The following is a 24,043-nucleotide window of genomic DNA, read 5'->3' as shown; positions in this document are numbered from 1 at the left end:
TCTCCCTCCTTTCTCTAAAAGTTATCAAAATCAGCTTGGGTTGCTCGTCTAGTTTGTGGTTTGTCAGAACGCAAGGCGACATAATCCGTCTGATAATCCAGTGCCATCCCAATAGAGATGTGTTTTAAATCATCCATAGATAGTCCAGTTTCCTTGCAACAGGACAAGTAGCTTTCTACCGTGAAGATTTCTTCACTCGCTTCATCGGTTTCATCGACTTTTTTCGAGTCGACATTCCTTGATTTAACATCTCCATCAAGACTGGACCAATCTCCTGAATCGGTAACTCCTCCATCTCCATAAAGAAAACATCAAATGCTTTCACCCGTGGATTGGCTGATTTGGCAAATACCCAAAATAGTCGATGAAAGAAGGTCATATCGAAATCAGAAAGAATGGAGACATCCATATTTTGTGCGGTTAGCTCCTCTCCTTCTTCTAACTGATTAAGTTGGTCTAAAATAGACTTGGCATTAATCATTTGAAAGAGGTCTTGAAAGTAATCTTTACCGAATTGTTCTTTATAGGCAATCGGCGTGTAAGCATTACTTGCTAGTGGGTAAACTTTCCCACAAATCGTCACCTGTTTTCTCATGTACGACTACCTCCACTTGCGACAGTTGGCTCATATACAGACTTAAACCAATTTTTCTTCACTGTTTCGGGGGTCTCTTCTGTTGTCCGACGACGAACCACCTGATCAAGTGGACGTGGACTGGCTGTGAATTTCAATTCCACTTCATTGATATCACTACCATTCTTGGTTTTTGAGCCTACTGTTGGTCGAGAGGCATAACAGTAATAGAGGACATGAAGTGTCTCCTTCTTATCCCCTTCAAAACGGAACATTAATGCGAAGTTTTTCCGAGTTGCATTGGATGATTCCGTAATCACCTTATTGGTATCATCTAGTGTTTCTCCTAACACTCGAGTTAAGAACTCTTGTGTTAAAAGGGCAACCTTCAAAGTTCCACTATAACCATCATTAGACTCAGTCGTATAAAAGTTGATATTATCCGCTTTGTAGGAACCTGAATCTCCTGTTGCTTCAAGGGTCAACTCTGCAGCACCTCTTAATCGTTCAACATTCCCATAGGTTAAGGCTCCGTCACTCCCTTCCGTTGTGACTTCTGCCCAGTGGACATCTTGTAGACCAAACGTGACTTTATTTTTTTCAGCCATATGTTCTCCTTCTTAAAATGCAAAATGAAAAGCAACCTGATAAAGTTGCTCGGTATCAATATAAGTTTCAACCTTGTCAAAAAACAAATGTTGTTCCGTCAGAAAAGTTTCAATCTTCCCTTCAACGTCGAGGTCTTTCTTCCTTGTGTAAAGTTCAAGAATGAATTGCGCGCCCTTATGGTAAACCTGATTGTCTGCCCCAAAGTTTTCTGATTGCGGACTATAATAAACCATAAAAGGCGGACTTGGACTGTGACCTTCTTCGAAGTGATGATAAGCAATCGGAAGATGTAAGGCTTTTAGCTGTTTAAAAAACTCCTTTTCACTCATAAGTTACCTCGAATCTTCTTCTCCAAAGCTTGAACTGCTTTTTGTTCAACGGGGCCAATATGAGGACGCCCGGAAACTCGACCACCATTTTGTTTGGCATAGCCATTCTCAAGTAGATGAGTTAGGCCTGGTGTCCGATTATGAATCGTTTTCGTTTTACCAGTGGACGTGCTACTCGTTTCCTTTGAAGTCCACCCTCTCACATAGCGACCACTCCGCTTGGGCGATGTAGATTTTAGAGTCGCAATCGCCTCGTCCGTTACATCATCGACTGCTTCAACTACCGTCTCTGTTGTTTGATGCAAGTATTCCTCTAGCTCCTTTTCAATAGCCCTACTCAGTTCATCAGCTCTCATGGCTCTTCCTCCACTCGACATTTGACCATTTTCTTTTCAAAAAAGACATGGTCAATTGAAAGAATATTAAACGATTTCCCTTGAAAGATGAGTTGTGTATTGGTGGTATCAAGTGAGGCGACTTCTGAATCATATCTAAGAGTGACTATCAGCTGAAGTTTTCGTTTCGTTTGACCCACTTCAAATATCTCATCACTATTTGCTTGATTCACACTAGCCCATCGTGAAAATAAATTAGTAAACTGACTTGTTTCGTTACCAATATCATCTTGAGTAATCACACGTTTCTTGAAAAGAACTCGCTGGTTTAAAGGTGCAATTTTCATTTAAAACACCTCTTTTCGCAAACCACCTAACAGATGATAGAGCGTCTCTTTCAAATCATGATGGTTAGCCTCTTCTCGATGCTCGAAAAGATAAGCTACCGCATAGAGCATTGCGGAGCGAATAAGCGGTGTATCCACCAACTCATCCACTCGCAATACGTCTTTGCAGAGTTCTTCACTCGTTGCAATCAAGACTTTTATCAAATTATCTTCCTCAGAAGTATCAACTCGTAGATAGATTTTAGCTTCTAAAAGCGTAAGCATATCTTACCCTTTCATGGTGAGCACTTTGACAGCTTCAGGAAGAACCAATTTCCCATCCACACGTTGGCTACCCAAGAATCCAACTTGACCACTAGTCGCATACAACTCGTTCAGACGTTTGAAGGAACGCCCTTGACGGTCACTAATCCAATAGTGGGAGAAATCCCCAAAAGCAAGAACTTTTTGCCCAGAAGCAATTTCTGGGGCATAGCTTGACGTATAGTATGGTCGATTCAAAATCATATCTGGTACTCCTGCTTGAACAGATGGTTGCCAGATGTAATTTCCGTTGTTGTCCTTCAACTTACGCAGAGCCTTGATAGTAGAATCATTGAGAATCCAAACGGAATTCTTACGGTAAGGTGACTTGAGAGAATGATAAAGGTCCATCACATCATCAAAGGTGATGTTGGCACCTGTTGAAGTAACCCCTTCAGTAACTGTGGTAAAGACACCAGTTGGTTTACCAGAACCATCACCAATCAAGAAGGCTTCTTCTTCCTTAGACCCAATGCGTCGAGCAAACTCTTCTGCCATATAGGATTCAAGGTCAAAGACAGAGTCATGAATCAACTCCTCTGAAATCTTGATAGCTGTCCCAACCTTGTAAGCACCAAGAGTCACTTGGCCAAAGGTTTCTTCACTCTCTGGGTAAGTACCATTTTCATCCATCCACGCAGCCGTACCATGACCTGTCACCACTGGAATCTTGCGCTCACCATTTGAGGTCTTGATAATGGTTGCCAAACGACGGAAGAAGTTCTCCTCTTCAAGAGCCTTAATCAAGCGGTTCTCGTATTCATCAGGTACCAAGTAACCACCTTGACCATCATTCCCAATGTTCAAGGTATTATTAACGTCAAAGAAATTCTTTTGACGCACATTTTTCCAGAATGATTGGTTGTAAACAGTTGAAGCCGTACCTGTCTTCTCATCACCACCAGCATCAGTTCGTGGTTGAGAGACAATAGCCGCGCTAGTTGCTTGTGACAGTTCACGCTCAATACGTTCTTGGCGTTCCAAACGGTCAATCTCTTTTCCAAGGTCAACCACTTCTTGTTCCAACTTATCGTAGTGTTCACTATCTTCCTGTGAAATCATGCCCTTTTCATCACGACATGAATCTAAGAAGTTCTTGGCTTTATCCCAAACCTTGGCACGTTTTTCTCGTAGTTCTAAAATTTTGTCCATAGTATAAATGTCCTCCTAGGGTTTTAATAACTGTAGTCGTTTTTCCAAGGTGCTTACTGCAACCTTGGGTTTATCTATCAACTGTTCACACTTGGCGACCACTTGATTGGTTACTGTCTGCATTGAAAATGCATAGGCATCTTGTGACTCATCATTGTCATGAGTGCCATCGAAGATAATCTGATCCGCAAAACCTAACTCAACTGCTTTCTTTGCATTGAGCCAAGTCTCTCCATCCATGAGGTTTGAGAGTTTCTGACGACTTAGAGATGTCTTAATCTCATAAGCGTTGATAATCGACTCCTTCACTTCATTTAGAAGCTGAATAGCTTTTTCCATCTCACGTTTGTCACCACTCGCAAAAGTGGCCGGATTATGAATCATCATCATAGAGACTGGACTCATGTTTACAATTGTTCCAGCCATGGCAATGACAGATGCTGCACTAGCCGCAATGCCATCAATGTTTACGGTGACTGCTCCTTTATAATCCATTAACATGTTATAAATCTGAGCCGCCGCAAAGACATCTCCACCCGGGCTATTAATCCAAAGTGTGATATCTCCTTGTTCTGAAAGCAGTTCATCTTTAAATAGTTGAGGAGTTACCTCATCCCCAAACCAAGATTCACTGGCAATCACACCATTTAAAAAGAGGGTTCGTTCCCCCTCATTTTTGGCCCAATTCCAAAATTTATGCATCTTTGATAAAACCTCCTGCGTCTTCTAACTTGGTCATGTTGCCATTGACCAAGTAAAGGTCACCACCTTCTTCTTTTGAAAGTGGGTTCATGTCCTCTAAGCGTCTAATATCATTTGTTGACAACCAACCATTTTGACGGCCTATGGCATAGCCATTCATCCGACTCTGGTAGTCCCCTCTTAACAAACCGTCCACATTGAACTTGATAAAGTAGGTCTTCTTCTCATCAGGTAAAAGCAGAGCTTTTTGAAAGGCTTGTTCAAATCGAACTACCCAAGGATCTAGCGTGTACTTCACAAACTCCAAGGACTGTTGTTCAATATTTGAAAAGGAAGATTTCTCCAAGTCACCGACCATATGAGGTGGTATCCGATAGAGTCTTGCAATTTCATTGATTTGAAACTTACGTGTCTCTAAGAACTGGGCTTCATTGGGTGGAATCCCAATAGTCTTATAGATCATGCCTTCTTCAAGGACAGCAACCTTATGGCTATTGTTTGTGCCTTGATAGACTTGATTCCACGACTCTCTAACCTTACTGGGGTCTTTGAGAATACCGGGATGTTCCAAAACACCTCCGGGATTCGCACCGTTCGCAAAGAATGATGCACCATACTCTTCAGTCGCCAAGGTCATACCAACGGCATTTTTTGCCATAGCAATCGGTGAGTAGCCAATTAAACCATCAAAGCCAAGGCCAGGAACATGTAAAACCTCACTTTTTTTGAGAATGATATTTCCTTTATCTTTGAAGTTCGGGTTGTCCTCTTCACTACGTTGATAAACATAGTAGAGTTCACCCTTATCATCACGCTTGACGGTCATCCTATCTGGCAACAAGGGATACAAGGCTAAGACCTGCCCTCTTCCATCACGAATAATCTGGGCATAAGCATTGCCCCAAATCAATAGATGACTCATGAGTGTCTCACGAAAGACAAAGGATGTCATGTCTGGATTTGGTTCATCATGAAGTAGGTAATAGAGCTGATGATTAACATCTTGTTCCTTGCCTTCATCCGTATGCTTGTAAACATGAATGGGGAGACTGGCAATCGCCTCAGCTAAAATTCGCACACAGGCATAGACTGCAGTGGTTTGAAGAGCTGTCATTTCATTGACATTCTTCCCTGATGTGGTTCGTCCAAAGAGGTACGAAAAATCCGACCCCTCATACGAGTTGGTCGGTTTGTCTCTTGCCCTCTTTAAGCCTATCAATTCTAAGATTCCCATAGAGCCTCCTTCTAAAAACTCAAAATTCCTCGCTGGTCGTAAATACTACCATCATCACCTTTATGACGGATACAACGGTCTAGTCCCATAATGAGAGCTACAATCCCATCAATCTTATCGACTGACTTCTCTTTGTCTGGCTTGATGTTACCAGCTGGATCTTGCCTCATGACCACATTTTGAGCCATCCATTTCAAAACTGGATGACCAGCGTGTGTGACCCTGCCCTCCATCATGAGTTTGTATAATTCCTTAGATGGTGGTGACATATCTTTATATCCCTGACCAAATGGCACTACAGTTAAGCCCATATCCTCCAAGTTTTGAACCATCTGTGTCGCATTCCAACGGTCGTAAGCAATTTCTTTGATGTTAAACTTAGTAGATAAGTCTTCGATAAAACGCTCAATAAAGCCATAATGTACCACATTCCCTTCGGTTGTTTTGAGATAGCCTTGACGTTCCCAAACATCATAAAGAACATGGTCACGTCGACATCTCAAAGGTAGCGTGTCTTCTGGCAACCAAAAGTAGGGCAACACAATGTAAGATTCATCCTCAGTCCGTGGTGGAAACACTAAAACAAAGGCAGTAATGTCAGACGTACTTGATAAGTCAAGCCCTGCATAACACTCTCGACCAAGCAGACTACTTTCAACTATCGGTCTATTTCCTTTGTCATAGACATGTTCCGCAATCCACGTCACCGTGGAACTTGTCCACATATTCAAACGGAGTTGCTTAAAAACATTTTCTTCAGCTGGATTGTCGATGGCATTTCGATAGGCTTCACGCACACGGTCAATCTGAATGGTGTGACCCAATGATGGATTTGCCTTATACCAATTTTCTTCATCCTGCCAATCCTCATCATTAGCTAGGCCATAAACAACTGGGTAGAACGTTTCATCTTTCTTTCGTCCAGACAAGATATCTAGTGCCTTCGTATGAAGTTCATAACAGATAGAGTTCTTATCTGTACCTGCGGTAGTGATGATAAAAAATAGTGGTTGTTCACGCGCATCACCAGAACCTTTGGTAAGAACATCATAGAGATGGCGGTTGGGTTGAGCATGGATTTCATCAAAGACAAGACCTGACACATTAAGTCCGTGCTTTGTCCCAGTCTCCGCAGATAGCACTTGATAAAAACCTGCATTATTGTAATTAACAATGCGTTTGGTTGCTCCCATGATTTTGGATCGCTTGTTTAATGGGTTTGACATCCCTACCATTTGCTTGGCCACATCAAATACAATGGAGGCTTGGTTTCTATCACAAGCAGCACCGTAAACTTCAGCACTTGCTTCACCATCCGCATATAACAGATAGAGGGCAATGGCAGCCGCAAGCTCACTCTTACCATTTTTCTTTGGAATCTCTACATAAGCGGAGAGAAACTGTCTGTTTCCATCCTCTTTCACAATTCCAAATAAGTCACGAATAATCTGTTCCTGCCATGGTAAAAGTAAAAAGTGCTTACCTGCCCACTTCCCTTTGGTGTGTTTAAGATTTTGGATAAAGGCTACCGCCCTATCCGCTTTCTTCTCATCGTAGTGTGAGGTAGGCAACATAAAAGGACTTGGTTTATAGTGATAAGTCATCCTATACCTCCCTCAATAGACTTTCCATTTCATCTTGTTCTCCATCACTACTATCAGCCTGTATTCGACTTCTTGCAGAAGGGGTTAGACCAAACTGCTCGGAGAACTTGAGCATGATTTTCATGTTGGTTTGAGCAATGGAAACTTGTGGAACCTGCTGGAGGTAGCCGTTCGGTGTTTTGATAATAGAGCCATGTTTCGTTAGGAACTCTTCTGCCTCTTTCCATCTAGCGTACGCTTGACAGTATCCTGCAAAAGCCGTCATATCCATATCTGTCAAAAGACCCATGGACTCGAGCACCTTGCTCATGCGTTTCCATTCTTTCTTGGCATCCTCTTCTAACCACGATGGGCATCGAGGAGCTTTCTTAGTTGGTTTAGGTTCTTTATGGTTGAGAGGACGCTTACCTAAGTTACCTTCAAGAACTTTTAAACCAGTTGGTTTTGGTTTACGTCCACGCTGTGCCAGGTCGCTCACCTCCTATCTTCCATTTTTCTGACACGCAAAAAGGCCTCTTGCGAGACCCTTTCGGTTTATTGTAATTGTTCAAAAGCCCATTTTACTGCATGCCCAAATCTTGAAATGTTTCTTCAGCTTCAATGATTCTGTCAAACTTTCTTTCAAAGTTATCAAAGTCTTCTAGGCTATCTATGGTTTCATAGATATGAAGTCCAACCCCTTTGTATCCATTGAAAGCTACAATCACCCAATCTATGTAAGGGATGATACTTGAGGTTGTTCCATAGTTTGAAACATTTTTTCAAGTGTTGTGGATGTTGACATTTTTTGTTCTCCTCTTCTTTTGTTGTGAACATATTACCTCTAAAGGAGTTTAATAGCCAGTTATAAGCTCACTATTATCAATTATAATCTGCTATTATTTCTTTAAAAACTTCCCTATCCAAAGCATTCATTGCATCTAATGAGACCCCACGATGGTAAGCATACACAAGATGACCGTCACGTTTCAAGGTCAAATGAGCAATCTATTCACCATTGATATAACTTGGGTCAGTTGAAGATTCTCTGAGCAAATCGCAGACATAATGTCTCTCACCTCTATCAATGACTACCAACTCCCACATAGCCTTATTCCACCTTTACTATCCTATCAACTCCATAGACGACACTCAGCCCACTACCATTATCCCAATGAACTAAAACTGAAGCTAAGTCGTCATGTCCATAGACAGTACCTAGCGTTCCAATAGGTGGTGGAAATGGATCATCCATTTCAAGTAGTTTAACTCGACAGCCTACAGGGTATAAACATTCAACTCTTTCTTTTGCACCGTTATTCATTGTGAAGCCTCCTTCTTTTTGGTAGCTGTATATTACCATTAGTACCAAACACTATCCAGTAATCATCTAAGATTTAAGCAAGAAAGAATAGCCTTTCCAATCGCATAAACAACGGTAACTGTTACACCATTACCTGCTTGTTTGTAGAGTTGGGCATCAGAGTTTACGGCTTGAGCTTTCTCAAAGAGGTCATCCGTGAAACCTTGAAGTCTAAAACACTCACGAGGTGTTAATCGTCTGATTTTAACCATTCGACCATTCCAGACCACCACACCCATTTGACCACTGCAAGAGAGGTTATGAGCAATGCCCTTACCTACTCTTGCTCGTTTCGTTGGAGATGCTGGATAAGATAAATCAACAGAGTCACCAAGTTCTGCCACTTGATACCCTTGCTTTGTACCGTTCCTTACTTTAATTCCTTCTACAACTCCGTGTCTGTCTTGAGAAGTTAAGGTAAACATAGGCTCACCTTTCTCTTTTAATCGACGACCATTTTGACGTTTGTTCACTCGGTCTGGAGTTAGAATAGGTTGTACTTCCATCACACCAGAGTTCATGGCTGTCCTCTTGGTAGAACCTGCTGTGTAACGAGCAGTGATGCACCGTGCTTGGTCTGTTACCTTTGGTTTGGTTGTAGATTGGTCAATCAAGTAAAGCCCTGTCTTTGCCCCAACACCGCCACCAGTGCCAACTAAAGTTGTAGAAATACCGTCCGTATCATAGACACGATAGGACTGCATACCTCCTACAAGTTGCTTAAGATTGCCACTGCTTTCTGGCTGGAGAGGTAATACTTGTCGTCTACCTCTGCTTCTAAGATGTCCGATAGTGTAGACACGTTCTCGGTTTTGGGGAACTCCGTAATCTTTGGAATTGAACACTTGCCATTCAAGGTCGTACCCTGCTTCGTCCAGTTCAAGGAGATAGTCGAGGAAATCGACTCCTCTGCGACTTGATAAAAGTCCCTTAACATTCTCAAGGATGAGCCACTCGGGCTTATCTTCTTCACTTTGGCTCTTGAGGAGGTCAACGAGTGTAAAAAAGAGTCCACTTCTTTCAGCTCGTAGTCCAGCTCGCTTTCCTGCGATAGACACATTTTGGCAAGGACTTCCCGCAGTCCATATATCTGCTTTTGGAATGTCATTTGGCTTAAGTTTTGTAATATCATCTGAATACCATTCTCCTTCCGTATCATACATGGCTTGGTAACTTCTAACCGCAAATTTATCCTTTTCACAATAACCAATGCAGGTCATCCCAGCCAGCTCAAGTCCACGTCTAAAACCACCAATACCTGCGAAGAAATCAATGAAGGTTAACTGATTCATACTGACACCTCAACTAAATCCGCATACTTGATTTCTTTCCCATCTCGCATAACCTTGATTGATTGGTCACCAGTCGCTTCAAAGTAACGTTTCACAATCACGTCCACAAACTTCTCATCCAATTCAATACCATAACAAATCCGACCTGTTTCTTCACAAGCGATCAAGGTTGACCCACTTCCAAGGAATGGATCAAGGACGACTGTTCCACGCATGGATGAGTTTTGAATGGGATAGGCCATCAATTGAATTGGTTTCATGGTTGGGTGCTCTTTGCTTAACTTAGGACGGTCGTATTCCCAAATGGTAGTTTGTTTGCGGTCAGAAAACCATTGGTGTTTCCCTTTGTTCTTCCAACCAAAGAGACAAGGCTCATGTTGCCACTGATAAGGGCTGCGACCAAGAACAAGTGAGTTCTTTTTCCAGATGCAGCATCCACTCAAGTAAAAGCCTGCATCTTTGAACGCTTTACGGAAGTTATACCCTTCCGTATCAGCATGAAAAACATAGATAGAGGCATCGGACTCCATGTTCTGTTCAACATTAACGAACATAGCAAATAAGAACTTATAGAAGTCAGAGTCACTCATATTGTCGTTCTTAATTTTACCTGCTGTCTCTTCCACATTGACGTTATAAGGTGGGTCTGTCAAAACTAAGTTAGCTTTCTTATCCCCCATCAATGTGATGTAAGTTTCTGGCAAGGTAGAGTCGCCACAAATGACTTGATGTTTTCCTAAGTACCAAATGTCACCTTGTTTAGCAACAGTTGGTTTCTTGAGTTCTTCATCCACATCAAAGTCATCCTCATTGACTTCCTTGTTATGGACCTTAGAAAAAAGCTGGTCAATTTCTGGGAATTCAAAACCAGTTAGGTCTGTATCAAAGTCAGCTTCTTGTAAGTCCAACATCAAATCCGCAAGCAACTCTTCATTCCAGCTACCAGTGATTTTATTTAGGGCAACGTTCAGTGCCTTAACCTTATTCTCATCTTCAATATGGACTTGAACGCACTGTACTTCTTTAAAGCCCAAGTCCTTCAAGACCGTCAGTCGTTGATGACCACCAATGATAGTCATATCATAGTTGACAATAATAGGTTCGACATAACCAAACTCTTGAATCGACCGTTTGATTTTTTCGTATTCCTTGTCGCCCTTTTTGAGAGCCTTCCTTGGGTTATAACTAGCTGAATTAAGTTGGTCAACTGTTAATGTTAACCATGTCATACTTTCTTTCGTCATCATGTCCTCCGTGGTGTTCTTGCGCAGGTTCTGCTACAAAATTTTCTTCTAGGGCTACCATAAGCTGTGAAGGTCTTACCGCACAGTTCACAAACATGGCTATCCGCTTTTTCAGGATGTTGCGTCACCCAATTCTTACGACGGCAACTGTCTGAGCAGAATTGTTTCGTTCTCCCTTTACGAGGTTGCTCAATGGGTTTCAAACATTCTTTGCACAATTGTCCATTTCTTTGTCCGTCAGAAATCATAGCCACTACTGCCTGACCATAACCCTTTAGATGAGGGTTAGTACTGCAGTAGCGTTTGACTGCCGTCAGACTGAGGTCAAGCAAGTTTGCGATTTTGCGATAGCCCAGACCCTCGTTTCTCATTTTCCACACTTGTTTTGCTTTAAAATCGTTCATTTTAACCTCTTTTAGTTAGCTTTTATCCCAGTTTTTGGGTAAAAATAAACGACAAGATTTAATGAAAAACCTTGTCGTAGATAATGTTTGGGGTCAGTAAAAATCTATTTTTGTGTACCCCCTTTTGAATTTTGCGATTTTTCACGTTTGAGGGGGCGTCGGTCTTAGTCTCCCAAGGGTTTAGAGATTTCATCCCCCCTCCCCCAAAGGGTTAAAAATTAGATACTTTTGTAACGAAACTCCAAGACTAAAATCGATACGTATACTCCACATATCGGTCAGTCGTCTTGGTCTTCCTATCATGACAAGACTTACAAAGTGCTTGCCAGTTGGTTTGATTCCAAAAGAGGTCTTGGTCACCTCGGTGGGGTGTGATATGGTCAACCACTGTTGCCTTGGTCAATCGACCTTTGACTTTGCATTGAACACAAAGTGGTTGAACTTTTAAGTAACGAAGTCGTGCTTTATTCCATTGGGCATTGTATCCTTTGGCTTTGGTTGACTTGGTATCCAGTTGGTAGTTTGCTTTATGGTTGTCACAATACTTGTGACCATAAGGTACTAGGTTAGGACAACCATTTTGTTTACAAGGTGTGCTTGGTCTTCTTGGCATCTTACTTCTCCCAAGGAAGATAGGCTTTTGTGAAATGCCCAAAGCAAGATGTTTTGGTGTAGTCTACATTCAAGAGATGAAGTTCCTTAATGATACCTTGTGGGGTCAAGTCGTAGCGTTCACGAATCATTCCTTCCAGTTGTGTTGAGGTGTAGCGACTGGTTCCAAAGGTTTCTACATATACCGACACAGGTTCTGCAACTCCAATGGCATAGGCTAATTGTACTTCACATCGTTTCGCATACCCTTCTCGAACAATATCCTTAGCAATCTTTCGTGCCATGTATGCTGCTGAGCGGTCAACCTTGCTTGGGTCTTTTCCAGAGAAAGCACCGCCACCATGATGTGCAAAACCACCATAGGTATCGGCCACAATTTTTCGACCAGTAACTCCTGCATCCGCAAACGAACCACCAAGAACAAAACGTCCGGTCGGATTGACTAGAACTTTGAAATCTAGATTCTGACGGTAACGAAGTGCTACTGACATCATAGCTTCAGTCACAATTCGTTTCACTTTGGCAAGGTTGGCTATTTCAGTATGTTGGATGGAAACTAAAAAGGTATCAATCCGTTTCTTCTCATAGTCGTAGGATACCTGTGCTTTCGCATCCTTTCCAAGTAAGGGGTGACCAAGCGACATCAGTTTCTCAAGGACTCGGGTTGCTAGAACATAAGGAAGTGGCAGGTACTCAGGTGTTTCGTCTGTCGCATAACCAAACATCATTCCTTGATCACCAGCACCTCCATTATCTACTCCTTGTGCAATATCTGAGCTTTGGAGTCCAAGTAGGTTAGTTACCCGAACATTTTTCATACCAAGTGGCTCGACAACCTGACGAACAATGTTCTCGAGATTAAAGTAATGTCTAGTTGAAATTTCACCAGCTACCACAACTTGGTTATCCTTGATTAAAGTCTCAACTGCCACTCGACTTGATTTGTCATACTTTAGACACTCCGTCAAAATGGCATCTGAAATCTGATCACAGATTTTATCTGGGTGTCCAACTGAAACTTGTTCACTAGAAATAATCATAATTCCTCCACGCAAAAAGCCCAACCTTTATGAGGCTAGGCTTTACTTTATTTTACTGATTTTTGGCCTGCTTCGTAGGCTCTCTCCAATGCTCTTTTGATACCCCATACCGAAACATCGTAGAAGTCAAGATTGTCGCTCCAACGTTTTTCCAAGGTTTCTACAAAAAGTTCTTCTTTTGCAATTTCTGTTAAAAGGGCATTGAGTTTTTCTTGTTGACGCTTTGTCATGGTATTGTTCTCCTCTTCTTTTGTTGTGTACATATTAACTCTAAAAAGGAGATATATCCAGTCATTTCTGCATAAATTTAAAGATATTTTAAACAGTTAAAACCATCAAAACCGCCTCAAGAATGGCTTCACGTTCTTCTGTTTCAGGATAGAGTTCCCATCCTCTGTCGTAAGAAACGATTGTTTCTTCAGCTACTTCAATATCTAATTTGAAAATACATCCAAGGTCAATTCCAACTTCTGAAGGTTGGGGACTAACCTTGGCAATGTAATCCACTTTTTGTCCCTGATAATCAATCCGTCCGTCAGTCCACATGGTTATTCTCCTTTGGTTTTTCTAGGTTTATATTACCCTATCAGCCAAAGAATATCCAGTCATTTGAGGGAGATTTTTATCTTTTTTGACATCTTAAGTATATCACATGTCTAGGTTGAAAATCAGTACTAAACCAGTACAAATTTAGTGCTAATTTAGTACCAATTTAGTGCACTCAACCATCACTAGATAGGGATGTGATAATCTTCCACCTTAAGTTCAAGACTTTTTGAAGTCCAACGATAACACTTGCGTAATTGTTTTAGAATCTTACGCCTACGATAAGCAAGTGTTGAATGACTGATTTCATAAATCTCTTCTAGTTCAGTCCAACTCTTGCCTAAGTAAATTAAATCCTTGGATAATGGCTTCAAATCCTCAGGTATTAGCTCCATAACGAACTCAAAGTAGTAAAGATCCATTTTTAAGCAGTAGTAGGTATTAAGCAAACTACTGAGGTACTCTTGATTTTCTTGTTCTTGTTTTTCTCTAAAACTAAGAGAAATCAGCTCACTACGACCATGGTTTTTACTTTTCTTGACCTTTTCATGCTCTGACTTCTCAAATACCAGTGACTGAATCACACTATTCTCTGAGATAGGTCGATAGTTGAGCAATTTCTCCTGAACTAAATGTAACTTCATTTTCATGTCACGATAGTTTTTAGCTATATATTCCACCTTATCCATCTGTTCCTCCTACTTGTGCTTTAACAGCTTCAATCAGCCGTTCTTGTTGTGCATCTTTGTTTCCTAGTGCCTTGAGGATTTCCTCATCAATCGTTCCTTCAGTCACAATGTGTTGAATAACAACTGTCTCAGCCTCCTGGCCTTGACGCCAAAGTCGTGCATTGGTTTGTTGGTATAATTCCAAAGACCACGTTAATCCAAACCAGACCAAGTGGTGACCACCTTTTTGGAGGTTCAACCCATGACCTGCTCCAGCTGGATGAATTAAGCCAACTGGTACATTGCCCTTATTCCATTCACGAATATCTTCTTCTGTTTTCAACACCCGACTCGTTACCTTGAGTTTTTCTAAACGACCCGTAATCCGAGCCAAGTCATGTTTGAACCAATAGGCAACTAAGACAGGTTCTCCATTTGCGGATTCGAGGATATCTTCAAGGGCATCTAGTTTTTGTTCATGAAGTGGCACAACCGTATGATCATCAGAATATACAGCTCCATTGGATAACTGAACTAACTTGTTCATTAGGCTTGCAGCATTTGCGGCAGTTACTTCTAATCCGTCTAACTCTGACAAGACATACTCTTTCTTAAACTGAATGTATTTTTCTTTTTCCTTTTCTGACATACGCACCAGTTTCTTAGTTGAAATTAATTCGGGCATATCCAGATAATCTAGGGCTTTCATAGAAATGGTAATATCACTAATCTTGTCTTGAATTTGACACTCCGCATAATCCATGGGGATGTATTCATAGACAATGTTTCCATTGCGACGACCTTCTTCAAAGTAGCGACTACGAAACTCACCGATGAAGCGACCAAGACGTTCTCCTCCGTCAATGACTTTAAACTCTGCGAACAAGTCCATCAGTCCATTCGAGCTTGGTGTTCCTGTTAGTCCAACCACTCGCTTCATGTAAGGTCGCATAGTCATGAAGGCTTTGAAACGCTTGGACTGCCATGACTTGAAAGAACTCAATTCATCAATTACAACCATGTCCCACTTGAAATACGGACTGCATTGTTCCACCAGCCAAGGTAGGTTTTCACGATTTACGATATAGATATCCGCATCTTTCTGAAGGGCTACTTTTCGTTGCTTGGGAGTACCAACTATTTTCGAATACCGTAAGTTACGCAACTCAGACCATTGCTCAATCTCGTCACTCCAGACAGTATTTGCGACTCGCAGTGGGGCAATAACCAAAACCTTAGTAACCTCAAATCGGTCAAACATCAGCTCATTTACTGCAGACAAGGTTGTAGCCGTCTTCCCCATCCCCATGTCTAGGATGACTGCTGCATAAGGGTGACCTATGATGAAGTCCTTAGCGACTACCTGATAGTTATGTAATGTCAATTTCATCTAACACTTCTCCAATCATCTCAATGCGGTCAATGACATAAACCTTAAAGCCTAACCGCTCGAACAGTTTATGTCTTGACACTTGTAACTTCCTTGGCTTCTGGTCGGGAGCCTTTACTTCCACCAAGCCAAACTTGCCCTTGGGTAAAAACACCAAACGATCTGGAACACCAGAAAAAGAGGGCGATACCCATTTAGGACAAATACCTCCTCGAGCTTTCACAGACTTCACCAAAGCTTGCTCAACGTACTTTTCTCTCATCGTTCTAAATCCTTTCGTCAAATTGAAGTGTGTAGGTCTAGTGCAGTCATTTCCAAAACTCCTCTTATAGGCTTTTTTTATAGTAATTTTTGCTTATAGGATAGTTTTAGAAAAGACCATAATAGACCTACACAAAATCAAAAAATGTCACTCATGCTGGTCGTTTTAATCATCTATCTGAAACCTCATTCAAAATAAGTTCCAACCTTTCAGTCAACGACTTACACACCTAAAATAATCAAATACCTCTATTGTGGAGATCTGTTGACTAAAAATGCTGGTCATTAATCTAAGAAATCATAACCATCCTCTACCAATTTCAAACCAAGAATGTGGTTCCCTTTACTTGTCCGTTTTCGTTTAAACCCTGCCTGCTCAAGTGCAGAATAAAAATCGGTTGTACTGCGTGTATACTCCATGTTTTTGGCGCAATAGGCACGATACTGACTGTATAGTTCTCCTGATTTTTCTGACAACTGGTCGCCAACTTGACAACAGTCACCAAGGAAGTGTCCTAACCAATCATTTGCTTCACGATAGGCTTTGACGGAAGATGAAACGGCAGTTGGTACATTTGTTTTGAAGTTCGCTTTGATGGCTTTTTCTGCACCTTCGATAATCCAAGACATGATGGCTGGTGCTGCATTGTCATACAAATGGTCCGCAAAGTTTTTGATGTCAGAGCGACCAGTTATTTTGGCATTAAAGGGAATAACAACCAAACGTCGCCAAGTTCCATCATCGTTCGCCCCTACTTTAGGCAGATGGTTGGTGTAAAGAACTAGCGTGTGTGAGGGCACGAAGTGGAATGGATCCTTGTACTTCTTCTCTGCTTGAATCTCATCAGTTGAAGTAATCTGCTTCACAACGGCTGTATTGAGTCGCATACCCTCAGCCATCTCAGAAGCAATGACCAGTCGTTTCCCTTTAAGCTCAGCAAGCTCAGGACTGACATTTCGCTTGTTTGACATAGTTAAGGCATCCGCAGATAATTTACCTGAATAGCTACCTAGCACACGAGCAATGGTATTCCAAAAAGTAGACTTGCCGTTCGCTCCGCCTCCGTAGGCAATAATCATGTGTTCCTGATAGACCTTACCGATAGCTGCCATACCAATAATTTCTTGAACATAATCAATTAATTCTTGGTCATTACAGAAAAAGGTAGCTAAAGTTTCCTGCCATAATCCCATTCCCTGATCACTAGGGGAGACTGCGGTAATTTTTGTTATGTAATCTTCAGGATTGTGTTCTTGTTGCCCATTTATTCCCTTTCGTAAATCATAGGTAGCCTCTGGGGTATTGAGTAATAAGTCATCACTATCTAATTCTGACAATTCTACTGAAAGAATTGGTTTAGCTGTATTATAGACAGCCATCAAATTCTTATAGTCACGATGTTTCATAACAAATTTATGAAACTCTTTAGCTGCAAGATAAGCTTTTAAATATTTCAATTGAAGTGGAGTTTCGACTGCATTTTCTAGACGCTTTCCTCCAGCCTTTATGGTTAATTCATCAATACCTGAAGACTGAAGTTGCTTATCCGCAGATTCCAAGAGTGCAATCGCTTCAGCAAGTTGCTCATCAGTAAAGTGTACAACTGCACCTAGTGCCAACTGCTTATTCTCACGCCAGTGAGTTCCGTCATAGTAAAGATAGTCAGTTGCGTTGGTGTAGGCCAGCTTATTAGCATATTCTCTAGCAAGCACACCAGCCTCGCCTACATCTGAGTAATCATCTGGTTTTAAAGTTTCTCGATTGAAAGCATCGGGAGCCACATAACTTTTTGATGTTTTTATAGTTCTGTTGTAGAATCGGACCGCGCTCCCCCAAATGGTATCTAACTCAGCTTTGTCAAGTGGCGGTACACATTTCTGTGCCTGCTCATCAAAACCATCCCTAGCTTCTTGGGTCACGCCTAACCGTTTGAGAATTTTCGCAGCAAAAACTGACATCGTTGAATTACGACTCCCTTGCTGGATTGGTCCACTTGGAGGAGTATAGAAGTCTGCATCGAAATCTTCCTCATCTTCAATAGAAACAACTTGAAACAAATCTTCATCAATAGTTAGCCATGAATCATGCCATATAACCTGTGCATTTGGATTTCCAAAGAAGAATCGTGCCGCATCCTTGGCATGATCATCAAAAAACTTGTATTGATTACAGAGTTCTTCCTTCATTGCTACATAGATGTCTTTATCTGTTACCTCATTAATTTGGAAGTAGATATGAAACTTGGGTCTAGGTGCTTTTCCTGCCTTAGTCTGCATGTGACTACGGCTCGTCACCAAAGCGAAGTTATAATCCGCAAAGACGTCTTTAAGGAATTCTTCGGTAAGCCATTCATCAGGATTTTCTGTGTGATCATTATCAATATCCATGACTAACACATCTGACTTGATAAAGTTGGCATTGGAGCGAGTATTTTGGACAAAAAGACCTGCCACATGGTCGAATTGAGCTACGTTTTGTAAGATAGCTTTATCAGTGATAGTTACCATATTTGGATAGACCGTAGTTGTTTGTATTCCTGTCTGTCCAGAATGAGATAGGGTAAATTTCATTTGATATGCCTCCGTCTTTAGTTTTTAAATTAGGAAACTTGCTTCCTACCTTACTAAGTAAGAAACAGAGATGATTTTCCGCACTTCCGAAATTTTTTTTAGAAAAGTAAAAGTTTCCTATTAAATGCACAGGAAACTTTTTTATGTTCAAAAAATTATAGTGAGAAGCGGAAAAACACCTCTTAGATCTACTTAGTAAGATGTAAGGGATAAAAATATTCCTTACAAAACGGAAAAATCATTCGAAACCTTACTTAGTAAGATAGGAGGACCAAATATGGTAAACGAACCATACATCGAACCTGATGATGATGTAGCAGATACTCTCATCGCCATCAGCGTCATCTCAAAACTACTCGCTAGAAAAATTATGGAGGAAGAAAACAATGAGCAAAATGAAAGAACTGAATAGACTGATTCATGATATGGAAGAAACCGCAAAGTACTACCTTCGCTTGGTGGATGAGTTCAAGAAACTCCTCACTACTGAGGATGAAACAGCACCTAAATCAAATCCACCAAAAAATGAACCACAAAAGGAAATTCAATTGGAGGATGTCCGTGCTGTACTTGCCACGAAAGCAAAAGATGGCTATAAGGAAGACGTCCGTGCTCTTCTAAATGCTTACGGTGCTTCTTCACTCTCAGTACTTGACCCAAAACACTTTGCGGCAGTACTTGAAGAAGCTGGAGGAATTGGTAATGACTAACCACGCCATTCTATCCGCATCTGCATCACATCGTTGGTTGAATTGCCCACCGTCTGCTCGTCTCACCGAAGATCTGCCAGACACAACATCTGATTTTGCTATCGAAGGTTCGGATGCTCACGAGTTGTGTGCTTATCTAGTCGAGAAAGCCTTGGGTAGGAATGCGCGTGATCCAACTGAAGATTTAACATTCTACAACGATGAGATGCAGGAATGTGCAGAAGAATATCGCAACTATGTCATGGAACAAGTCGAGAAAGCTAGAGGTTACTCTCGTGACCCTACAGTTCTTATAGAACAACGACTGGATTTTTCTAAGTGGGTACCTGAAGGCTTTGGAACTGGAGATTGCATCATCGTGGCAGACGGACGTCTTCAGGTTATTGATTATAAACATGGACTTGGTGTTCAGGTTGATGCAGACCACAACCCTCAAATGATGTGTTATGCACTTGGAGCACTTGAGATGTTTGATGGACTTTATAATTTCGATAACGTTACCATGACAATCTTTCAACCACGAAAACATAACATTTCTACCTTTAAGATAGAAAAGACTGAGCTGCTTGAATGGGCTGAAAATGTACTCACTCCAAAAGCTGAACTTGCATTCAAGGGTGAGGGGGAGATGCAATCTGGTAAACACTGCCAATTCTGTAAACTCAAGAATGTCTGTCGCAAACGTGCTGAGGATAATTTGGCACTAGCCAAGATGGAGTTTGCGGATCCAGCTTCCCTTGACAACGAGGACATTGCAGAGATTTTGCCTAAACTAGACCTGTTGATTTCATGGGCAAACGACATCAAAGCTTATGCTTTAAATCAAGCAACAGATGGACATCCTATCCCAGGATACAAACTGGTTGAAGGTCGCTCTGTTCGTAAATTCTCAGATGAGTCAGCCGTTAGCCAAGCAGTGATTGAAGCAGGCTATGACCCTTATGAGAAGAAACTGCTCACTATCACTGCCATGACTAAGTTACTTGGCAAGAAAACTTTTAATGACCTGCTTGGTGGTCTTATCATAAAACCAAGTGGAAAACCGACACTCGTTCCTATTGACGATAGCCGTCAAGAGATGAACCTAGCAAAAAATGAATTTAAAGAGGAATAACTATATGACAACCAAAGTAATAACAGGACCAAACACTCGCTTCAGCTACTTAAATGCCAACGAGCCAAAATCTATAAATGGTAGCACTCCCAAGTACAGTGCCTCACTCATCATCCCAAAAGAGGATACTGCCACCATTAACAAAATCAAGGCTGCTATTGAGCAAGCATATAAAGAAGGTGAGTCAAAGCTCAAAGGCAATGGCAAATCAGTACCTGCATTATCTACTCTGAAAACTCCCCTACGAGATGGTGACCTTGAACGCCCTGATGATGAAGCATACAAAAATGCCTACTTCGTAAATGCCAACTCGCCACACAAACCTGGTGTGGTTGATGGCAACCGCCAAGAAATTATCGATACGTCTGAGCTATACTCAGGTATCTATGGTCGTGCTTCTATCACCTTCTACGCATTTAATTCTAATGGCAATAAAGGGATTGCTTGCGGTTTGAATAACTTGCAAAAATTGCGTGATGGTGAACCCCTCGGAGGACGCACTCGTGCCGAAGATGATTTTGCGACAGAAGACGATGATGACTTTTTGAACTAGAAATGGAGAATTTGGTAGATGATGTATACGATTTTAACTTGTACAATTATGGGTCTCTGGGTGCTTATCGGTCTATACTTCGGGTATATGACCATTAGAGATGACATTCGAAATGAAGTGGAACGAAAGGCAAAGCAAAACAAAGAAAAACTTAGCCAAACACCACTCAGTCGAAAAAACAAATAGAACTTTAGGTGGCAGTACTTCTGTCACCTTTTTCAGAAAGGACAAACTATGCCGATTAAAGAACTTAGCATCGACATTGAAACCTATTGCGAAATTGACCTACGAAAATCTGGTGTCTATCGCTATGCGGAAGATGACAGTTTTGAACTCCTTTTAATTGCAGTTTCTGTCGATAATGGACCAGTGACTGTTTACGACTTTAATAAAGAGAAGTTACCACAAGATATTCTTGAAGCTTTAGTAGAAGATAGAGTCATCAAATGGGCATTCAACGCTTCATTTGAGCGAATTTGCCTATCCAACTGGCTCAAGAAACATCATCCTGAATTCTTATCAGATGGATTTCTCTCCCCAGTTTCGTGGCGATGTAGCATGATTTGGTCCGCCTATTTAGGACTTCCACTCTCCCTTGAAGGAGTTGGAACAGTTCTCAAACTCAAAGACCAAAAGATGAGAGAGGGGGCTGACCTTATTCGCTACTTCTGCTTGCCTTGTAAGCCAACCAAAGTCAATGGGGGACGAATTCGTAACTTTCCTCATCACGCACCTAACAAGTGGTCTACATTTATCGACTACAACAGACGTGATGTTGAGGTCGAATTGGCCATCAAGGAACGGGTGAAAAACTTCCCAGTACCTAGCTTTGTTTGGAATGAGTACCACCAGGATCAGATTATCAACGACCGCGGTATTGGCATAGATGTTGACTTTGTAAAAGCTGCTTTAAAAATAGACGGAGAGAGCAAAGCCAAAATTCAAGCAGAGTTAAAAACATTAACGGGTCTTGAAAAACCCAACTCTGTTCTGCAGATGATTAGTTGGTTGCGAGAACACGGAGTAGCAACAGATTCTCTAGACAAAAAAGCTGTGAAAGAATTACTCAAAACGGTTGATGAAACAACTGCTCAAGTTCTCAAACTTCGTCAGCAAGCTGCCAAATCAAGTGTCTCCAAATACCAGGCTATGATGAACTGTGTTTGTAAAGACGGTCGAGCAAGAGGAATGTTTCAATTTTTCGGGGCTAATCGTACAGGTCGTTGGGCTGGTCGCTTGGTACAACTTCAGAATTTACCACAGAACCATCTTCCTGACCTAAAGGAAGCTAGAGAACTTTTCAGAACAGGTGACTTAGAATCTACTGAGCTACTCTACGACACACAAGATACCTTATCTCAACTTATCCGAACAGCCTTTGTCCCTAGTAAAGGAAAGAAATTCATTGTTTGCGACTTTTCAGCTATCGAAGCTCGTGTACTCTCCCACCTGGCAGGAGAGAGATGGCGCAGTAAAGTATTTGAACAAGGGAAAGACATCTACTGTATGTCCGCTTCTCAGATGTTTGGAGTACCAGTTGAAAAACATGGACAAAATTCTGAACTCAGGCAAAAAGGAAAAATTGCAGAGCTTGCTTGCGGCTATGGTGGTTCAGTCGGTGCATTGAAAGCCATGGGAGCACTTGATATGGGACTATCAGAGGAAGAACTCCAACCACTTGTTAACTCATGGCGACAAGCAAATCCGAATATCGTTCTCTATTGGTGGGATGTCGATAATGCTGTAAAGACTGCTGTAAAGGAACTACTTCCAACATCTACTCAAAATATTCAATTTGAAGTCAAAAGTGGTATATTGTTCATCACCCTTCCTTCTGGTCGCAAACTAGCGTATATCAAACCAAGAATTGGCGAGAACCAGTTCGGTGGAGAGTCCGTCACTTACGAAGGAACTGGAACTGCCAAACGTTGGGAGAGGTTAGAAAGCTACGGTCCAAAATTTGTAGAGAACATTGTTCAAGCTATCAGTAGAGACATACTTGCGTTCTCTATGAAGCAACTAAATGATTTCAAGATTGTAGGCCATGTCCACGATGAAGTAATAATCGAATGTCCAATTGAACAAAAACTTGATGAAGTTGCATCATTAATGGGGATAGCACCTGACTGGTTGTCTGATATTAATCTTAGGGCTGATGGATATGAATGCTTTTTCTATCAAAAAGACTAGCAAAAAATCGCCACCTCGTAATTGAGATGGCGATTCTGTTATTTATTAAATTTGTTGTAAAGCTCTAACCCTTCTTTCTGAGTATTTTTTACTTTCTTATATCCAGCAGATTTCTGTACTCCTAGTTTTTCAAAGATTTCCTTATTCTCGTAACCATCAAATAACATTTCCAAAATATCTGGTGCTTGAAAATTTGATTCTGCAAGTTTTGCTTTCAAAAACTCAAACTGATCCATGAATAGATAAAGCTCAATGTCATCATCTATCATTGGTAAATCTTGTTTCTCTGTGAATGCTTCCCAAGATGAAATCTTAGGAGCATTTTTACTTGGCTTACGATAATCTTTAAGATAATCATTAACTGAGTTATTGTACCACCAGACCATCTGTTCATAGTCCTCTTCTGCGACTGGAACAAAGGCAGTTAGTATTGGAATACCCATAATACGACATTGACGAAACGTACCACGTAGCAAACCTGAATGGCGTGAATCCATGTAATAATCCTGCACGAACATGGGTGCTAGTACTTCACTTTCAGTTGGTTGTACTCCAGTTGATGAAGATTGAGTTTGGCAGTAGTTGAAAAAGTTGACATTGATTGTCATGATAAATTGGCTTCCCAGTTAATACCGAAAGCACACATGACAAATCAAGGCATGCAAAAAATATTCTTGACCGCATAGTTACTTTCCTCTATGTTATCGGTCAGCCAATTTCACAAGCTGAAAAAAGTAATCAATACCAAAACATCTGAAATTATGGTCGTCGTCACGACTCCGTTTTTGTAATGATAATCGTTTAGAGATATCTCATCTCTTAGTTAAATTGTAATAGAAAATAATCCGTAATTGAAGTTCACGATTAAAACGATTACTATTTAATATCGTTATTGTTTTTTTGTCTATTTTAGGTTA

The 24,043-nt window shown here is 41.2% G+C and carries 30 protein-coding genes and 1 pseudogene; 5 read left to right on the top strand and 26 right to left on the bottom strand.

Translation table 11 applies throughout. The annotated features are described in order from the left end of the window. Positions 1–14: 14 nt before the first annotated feature. The 25 genes and pseudogenes from D8790_RS10840 to D8790_RS03730 all read right to left on the bottom strand — a co-directional run bounded on the left by D8790_RS10840 (position 15) and on the right by D8790_RS03730 (position 18,559). Complete coding sequence (locus D8790_RS10840) at positions 15–137, bottom strand: hypothetical protein (protein ID WP_032462748.1); 123 nt, start codon at positions 135–137, stop codon at positions 15–17. Between the two features lie 38 nt (positions 138–175). After that, a complete protein-coding gene (locus D8790_RS03845) occupies positions 176–595 on the bottom strand; it encodes a hypothetical protein (protein ID WP_011184680.1) in 420 nt (139 codons plus the stop codon). Continuing rightward, on the bottom strand, positions 592–1,182 hold the full coding sequence (locus D8790_RS03840; protein WP_011184681.1) for a major tail protein: 591 nt from the start codon (positions 1,180–1,182) through the stop codon (positions 592–594). The genes D8790_RS03845 and D8790_RS03840 overlap by 4 nt, the downstream gene beginning before the upstream one ends. A 12-nt stretch (positions 1,183–1,194) precedes the next feature. Further along, complete coding sequence (locus tag D8790_RS03835; protein ID WP_011184682.1) at positions 1,195–1,512, bottom strand: hypothetical protein; 318 nt, start codon at positions 1,510–1,512, stop codon at positions 1,195–1,197. Then, positions 1,509–1,868, bottom strand: coding sequence for an HK97 gp10 family phage protein (locus D8790_RS03830; protein WP_032462749.1), 360 nt, complete (start codon positions 1,866–1,868; stop codon positions 1,509–1,511). Before D8790_RS03830 ends, D8790_RS03835 begins: the two co-directional genes overlap by 4 nt. Further along, positions 1,865–2,194: a phage head closure protein gene (locus D8790_RS03825; protein ID WP_011184684.1), complete on the bottom strand. Its 330-nt coding sequence runs from the start codon at positions 2,192–2,194 to the stop codon at positions 1,865–1,867. The genes D8790_RS03830 and D8790_RS03825 overlap by 4 nt, the downstream gene beginning before the upstream one ends. Beyond that, positions 2,195–2,458: a head-tail connector protein gene (locus D8790_RS03820; RefSeq protein ID WP_032462750.1), complete on the bottom strand. Its 264-nt coding sequence runs from the start codon at positions 2,456–2,458 to the stop codon at positions 2,195–2,197. Positions 2,459–2,461: 3 nt separating this feature from the next. After that, on the bottom strand, positions 2,462–3,649 hold the full coding sequence (locus D8790_RS03815) for a phage major capsid protein (protein WP_011184686.1): 1,188 nt from the start codon (positions 3,647–3,649) through the stop codon (positions 2,462–2,464). 15 nt (positions 3,650–3,664) lie between these two features. Next, positions 3,665–4,351: a head maturation protease, ClpP-related gene (locus D8790_RS03810; protein WP_011184687.1), complete on the bottom strand. Its 687-nt coding sequence runs from the start codon at positions 4,349–4,351 to the stop codon at positions 3,665–3,667. Then, positions 4,344–5,585 (bottom strand): phage portal protein, encoded by a 1,242-nt coding sequence (locus tag D8790_RS03805; RefSeq protein WP_011184688.1) that lies wholly within the window; start codon positions 5,583–5,585, stop codon positions 4,344–4,346. The genes D8790_RS03810 and D8790_RS03805 overlap by 8 nt, the downstream gene beginning before the upstream one ends. Positions 5,586–5,596: 11 nt before the next feature. Next, positions 5,597–7,189 (bottom strand): terminase large subunit, encoded by a 1,593-nt coding sequence (locus D8790_RS03800; protein ID WP_032462751.1) that lies wholly within the window; start codon positions 7,187–7,189, stop codon positions 5,597–5,599. Between the two features lies 1 nt (position 7,190). Next, a complete protein-coding gene (locus tag D8790_RS03795) occupies positions 7,191–7,658 on the bottom strand; it encodes a phage terminase small subunit P27 family (RefSeq protein ID WP_032462765.1) in 468 nt (155 codons plus the stop codon). 65 nt (positions 7,659–7,723) lie between these two features. Beyond that, positions 7,724–7,973, bottom strand: a pseudogene (locus D8790_RS03790) (Nmad4 family putative nucleotide modification protein). A 306-nt stretch (positions 7,974–8,279) separates the two neighbouring features. Beyond that, positions 8,280–8,492 carry a DUF4314 domain-containing protein gene (locus D8790_RS03785; protein ID WP_032462752.1) on the bottom strand — a complete coding sequence of 71 codons (213 nt, stop codon included), beginning with the start codon at positions 8,490–8,492 and terminating at the stop codon, positions 8,280–8,282. Between the two features lie 62 nt (positions 8,493–8,554). Further along, positions 8,555–9,823 carry a DNA cytosine methyltransferase gene (locus tag D8790_RS03780; protein ID WP_011184691.1) on the bottom strand — a complete coding sequence of 423 codons (1,269 nt, stop codon included), beginning with the start codon at positions 9,821–9,823 and terminating at the stop codon, positions 8,555–8,557. Beyond that, complete coding sequence (locus tag D8790_RS03775) at positions 9,820–11,052, bottom strand: site-specific DNA-methyltransferase (RefSeq protein WP_011184692.1); 1,233 nt, start codon at positions 11,050–11,052, stop codon at positions 9,820–9,822. The genes D8790_RS03780 and D8790_RS03775 overlap by 4 nt, the downstream gene beginning before the upstream one ends. A 14-nt stretch (positions 11,053–11,066) precedes the next feature. Then, positions 11,067–11,438, bottom strand: a complete 372-nt coding sequence (locus tag D8790_RS03770) for a helix-turn-helix domain-containing protein (protein WP_125387640.1) — start codon at positions 11,436–11,438, stop codon at positions 11,067–11,069. Positions 11,439–11,718: 280 nt separating this feature from the next. Continuing rightward, the gene (locus D8790_RS03765) at positions 11,719–12,084 is read right to left on the bottom strand and encodes an HNH endonuclease (RefSeq protein ID WP_032462754.1); all 366 of its coding nucleotides are present in this window, start codon (positions 12,082–12,084) and stop codon (positions 11,719–11,721) included. Position 12,085: 1 nt separating this feature from the next. Further along, positions 12,086–13,123, bottom strand: a complete 1,038-nt coding sequence (gene metK, locus D8790_RS03760; protein WP_032462755.1) for a methionine adenosyltransferase — start codon at positions 13,121–13,123, stop codon at positions 12,086–12,088. Between the two features lie 47 nt (positions 13,124–13,170). Continuing rightward, positions 13,171–13,353, bottom strand: a complete 183-nt coding sequence (locus D8790_RS03755) for a DUF6900 domain-containing protein (RefSeq protein WP_024388637.1) — start codon at positions 13,351–13,353, stop codon at positions 13,171–13,173. Positions 13,354–13,441: 88 nt separating this feature from the next. Beyond that, complete coding sequence (locus D8790_RS03750; protein ID WP_032462756.1) at positions 13,442–13,669, bottom strand: DUF7678 domain-containing protein; 228 nt, start codon at positions 13,667–13,669, stop codon at positions 13,442–13,444. Between the two features lie 185 nt (positions 13,670–13,854). Then, the gene (locus D8790_RS03745) at positions 13,855–14,358 is read right to left on the bottom strand and encodes a hypothetical protein (RefSeq protein ID WP_011184696.1); all 504 of its coding nucleotides are present in this window, start codon (positions 14,356–14,358) and stop codon (positions 13,855–13,857) included. Further along, on the bottom strand, positions 14,351–15,727 hold the full coding sequence (locus tag D8790_RS03740) for an SNF2-related protein (RefSeq protein WP_011184697.1): 1,377 nt from the start codon (positions 15,725–15,727) through the stop codon (positions 14,351–14,353). The genes D8790_RS03745 and D8790_RS03740 overlap by 8 nt, the downstream gene beginning before the upstream one ends. Beyond that, positions 15,708–15,989 (bottom strand): VRR-NUC domain-containing protein, encoded by a 282-nt coding sequence (locus tag D8790_RS03735; RefSeq protein ID WP_003084768.1) that lies wholly within the window; start codon positions 15,987–15,989, stop codon positions 15,708–15,710. The genes D8790_RS03740 and D8790_RS03735 overlap by 20 nt, the downstream gene beginning before the upstream one ends. A 284-nt stretch (positions 15,990–16,273) precedes the next feature. Continuing rightward, positions 16,274–18,559 (bottom strand): phage/plasmid primase, P4 family, encoded by a 2,286-nt coding sequence (locus D8790_RS03730; RefSeq protein WP_011184699.1) that lies wholly within the window; start codon positions 18,557–18,559, stop codon positions 16,274–16,276. Between the two features lie 277 nt (positions 18,560–18,836). Between D8790_RS03730 and D8790_RS10835 the strand changes: the two genes are divergently transcribed. The 5 genes from D8790_RS10835 to D8790_RS03710 all read left to right on the top strand — a co-directional run bounded on the left by D8790_RS10835 (position 18,837) and on the right by D8790_RS03710 (position 23,126). Next, positions 18,837–18,971, top strand: a complete 135-nt coding sequence (locus D8790_RS10835) for a hypothetical protein (protein ID WP_003053585.1) — start codon at positions 18,837–18,839, stop codon at positions 18,969–18,971. Continuing rightward, entirely contained in the window at positions 18,946–19,269 is a 324-nt protein-coding gene (locus D8790_RS03725) for a hypothetical protein (protein ID WP_011184700.1), read from the top strand. The genes D8790_RS10835 and D8790_RS03725 overlap by 26 nt, the downstream gene beginning before the upstream one ends. Then, a complete protein-coding gene (locus D8790_RS03720; RefSeq protein WP_032462757.1) occupies positions 19,262–20,383 on the top strand; it encodes a DUF2800 domain-containing protein in 1,122 nt (373 codons plus the stop codon). The genes D8790_RS03725 and D8790_RS03720 overlap by 8 nt, the downstream gene beginning before the upstream one ends. A gap of 4 nt (positions 20,384–20,387) precedes the next feature. Beyond that, the gene (locus D8790_RS03715; protein WP_032462758.1) at positions 20,388–20,936 is read left to right on the top strand and encodes a DUF2815 family protein; all 549 of its coding nucleotides are present in this window, start codon (positions 20,388–20,390) and stop codon (positions 20,934–20,936) included. Between the two features lie 234 nt (positions 20,937–21,170). Further along, complete coding sequence (locus D8790_RS03710; protein WP_032462759.1) at positions 21,171–23,126, top strand: DNA polymerase; 1,956 nt, start codon at positions 21,171–21,173, stop codon at positions 23,124–23,126. 38 nt (positions 23,127–23,164) lie between these two features. Here the strand turns inward: D8790_RS03710 and D8790_RS03705 are convergent, their stop codons facing one another. Beyond that, the gene (locus D8790_RS03705) at positions 23,165–23,734 is read right to left on the bottom strand and encodes a hypothetical protein (RefSeq protein WP_011184704.1); all 570 of its coding nucleotides are present in this window, start codon (positions 23,732–23,734) and stop codon (positions 23,165–23,167) included. Positions 23,735–24,043: the final 309 nt, after the last annotated feature.

Origin of the sequence: Streptococcus cristatus, from assembly GCF_003943535.1 — a bacterium.
Taxonomy (GTDB): Bacteria; Bacillota; Bacilli; order Lactobacillales; family Streptococcaceae; genus Streptococcus; species Streptococcus cristatus_L.
The sequence above is the reverse complement of the archived record's forward strand: the minus strand, read 5'-3'. Positions and strand labels throughout refer to the sequence as shown.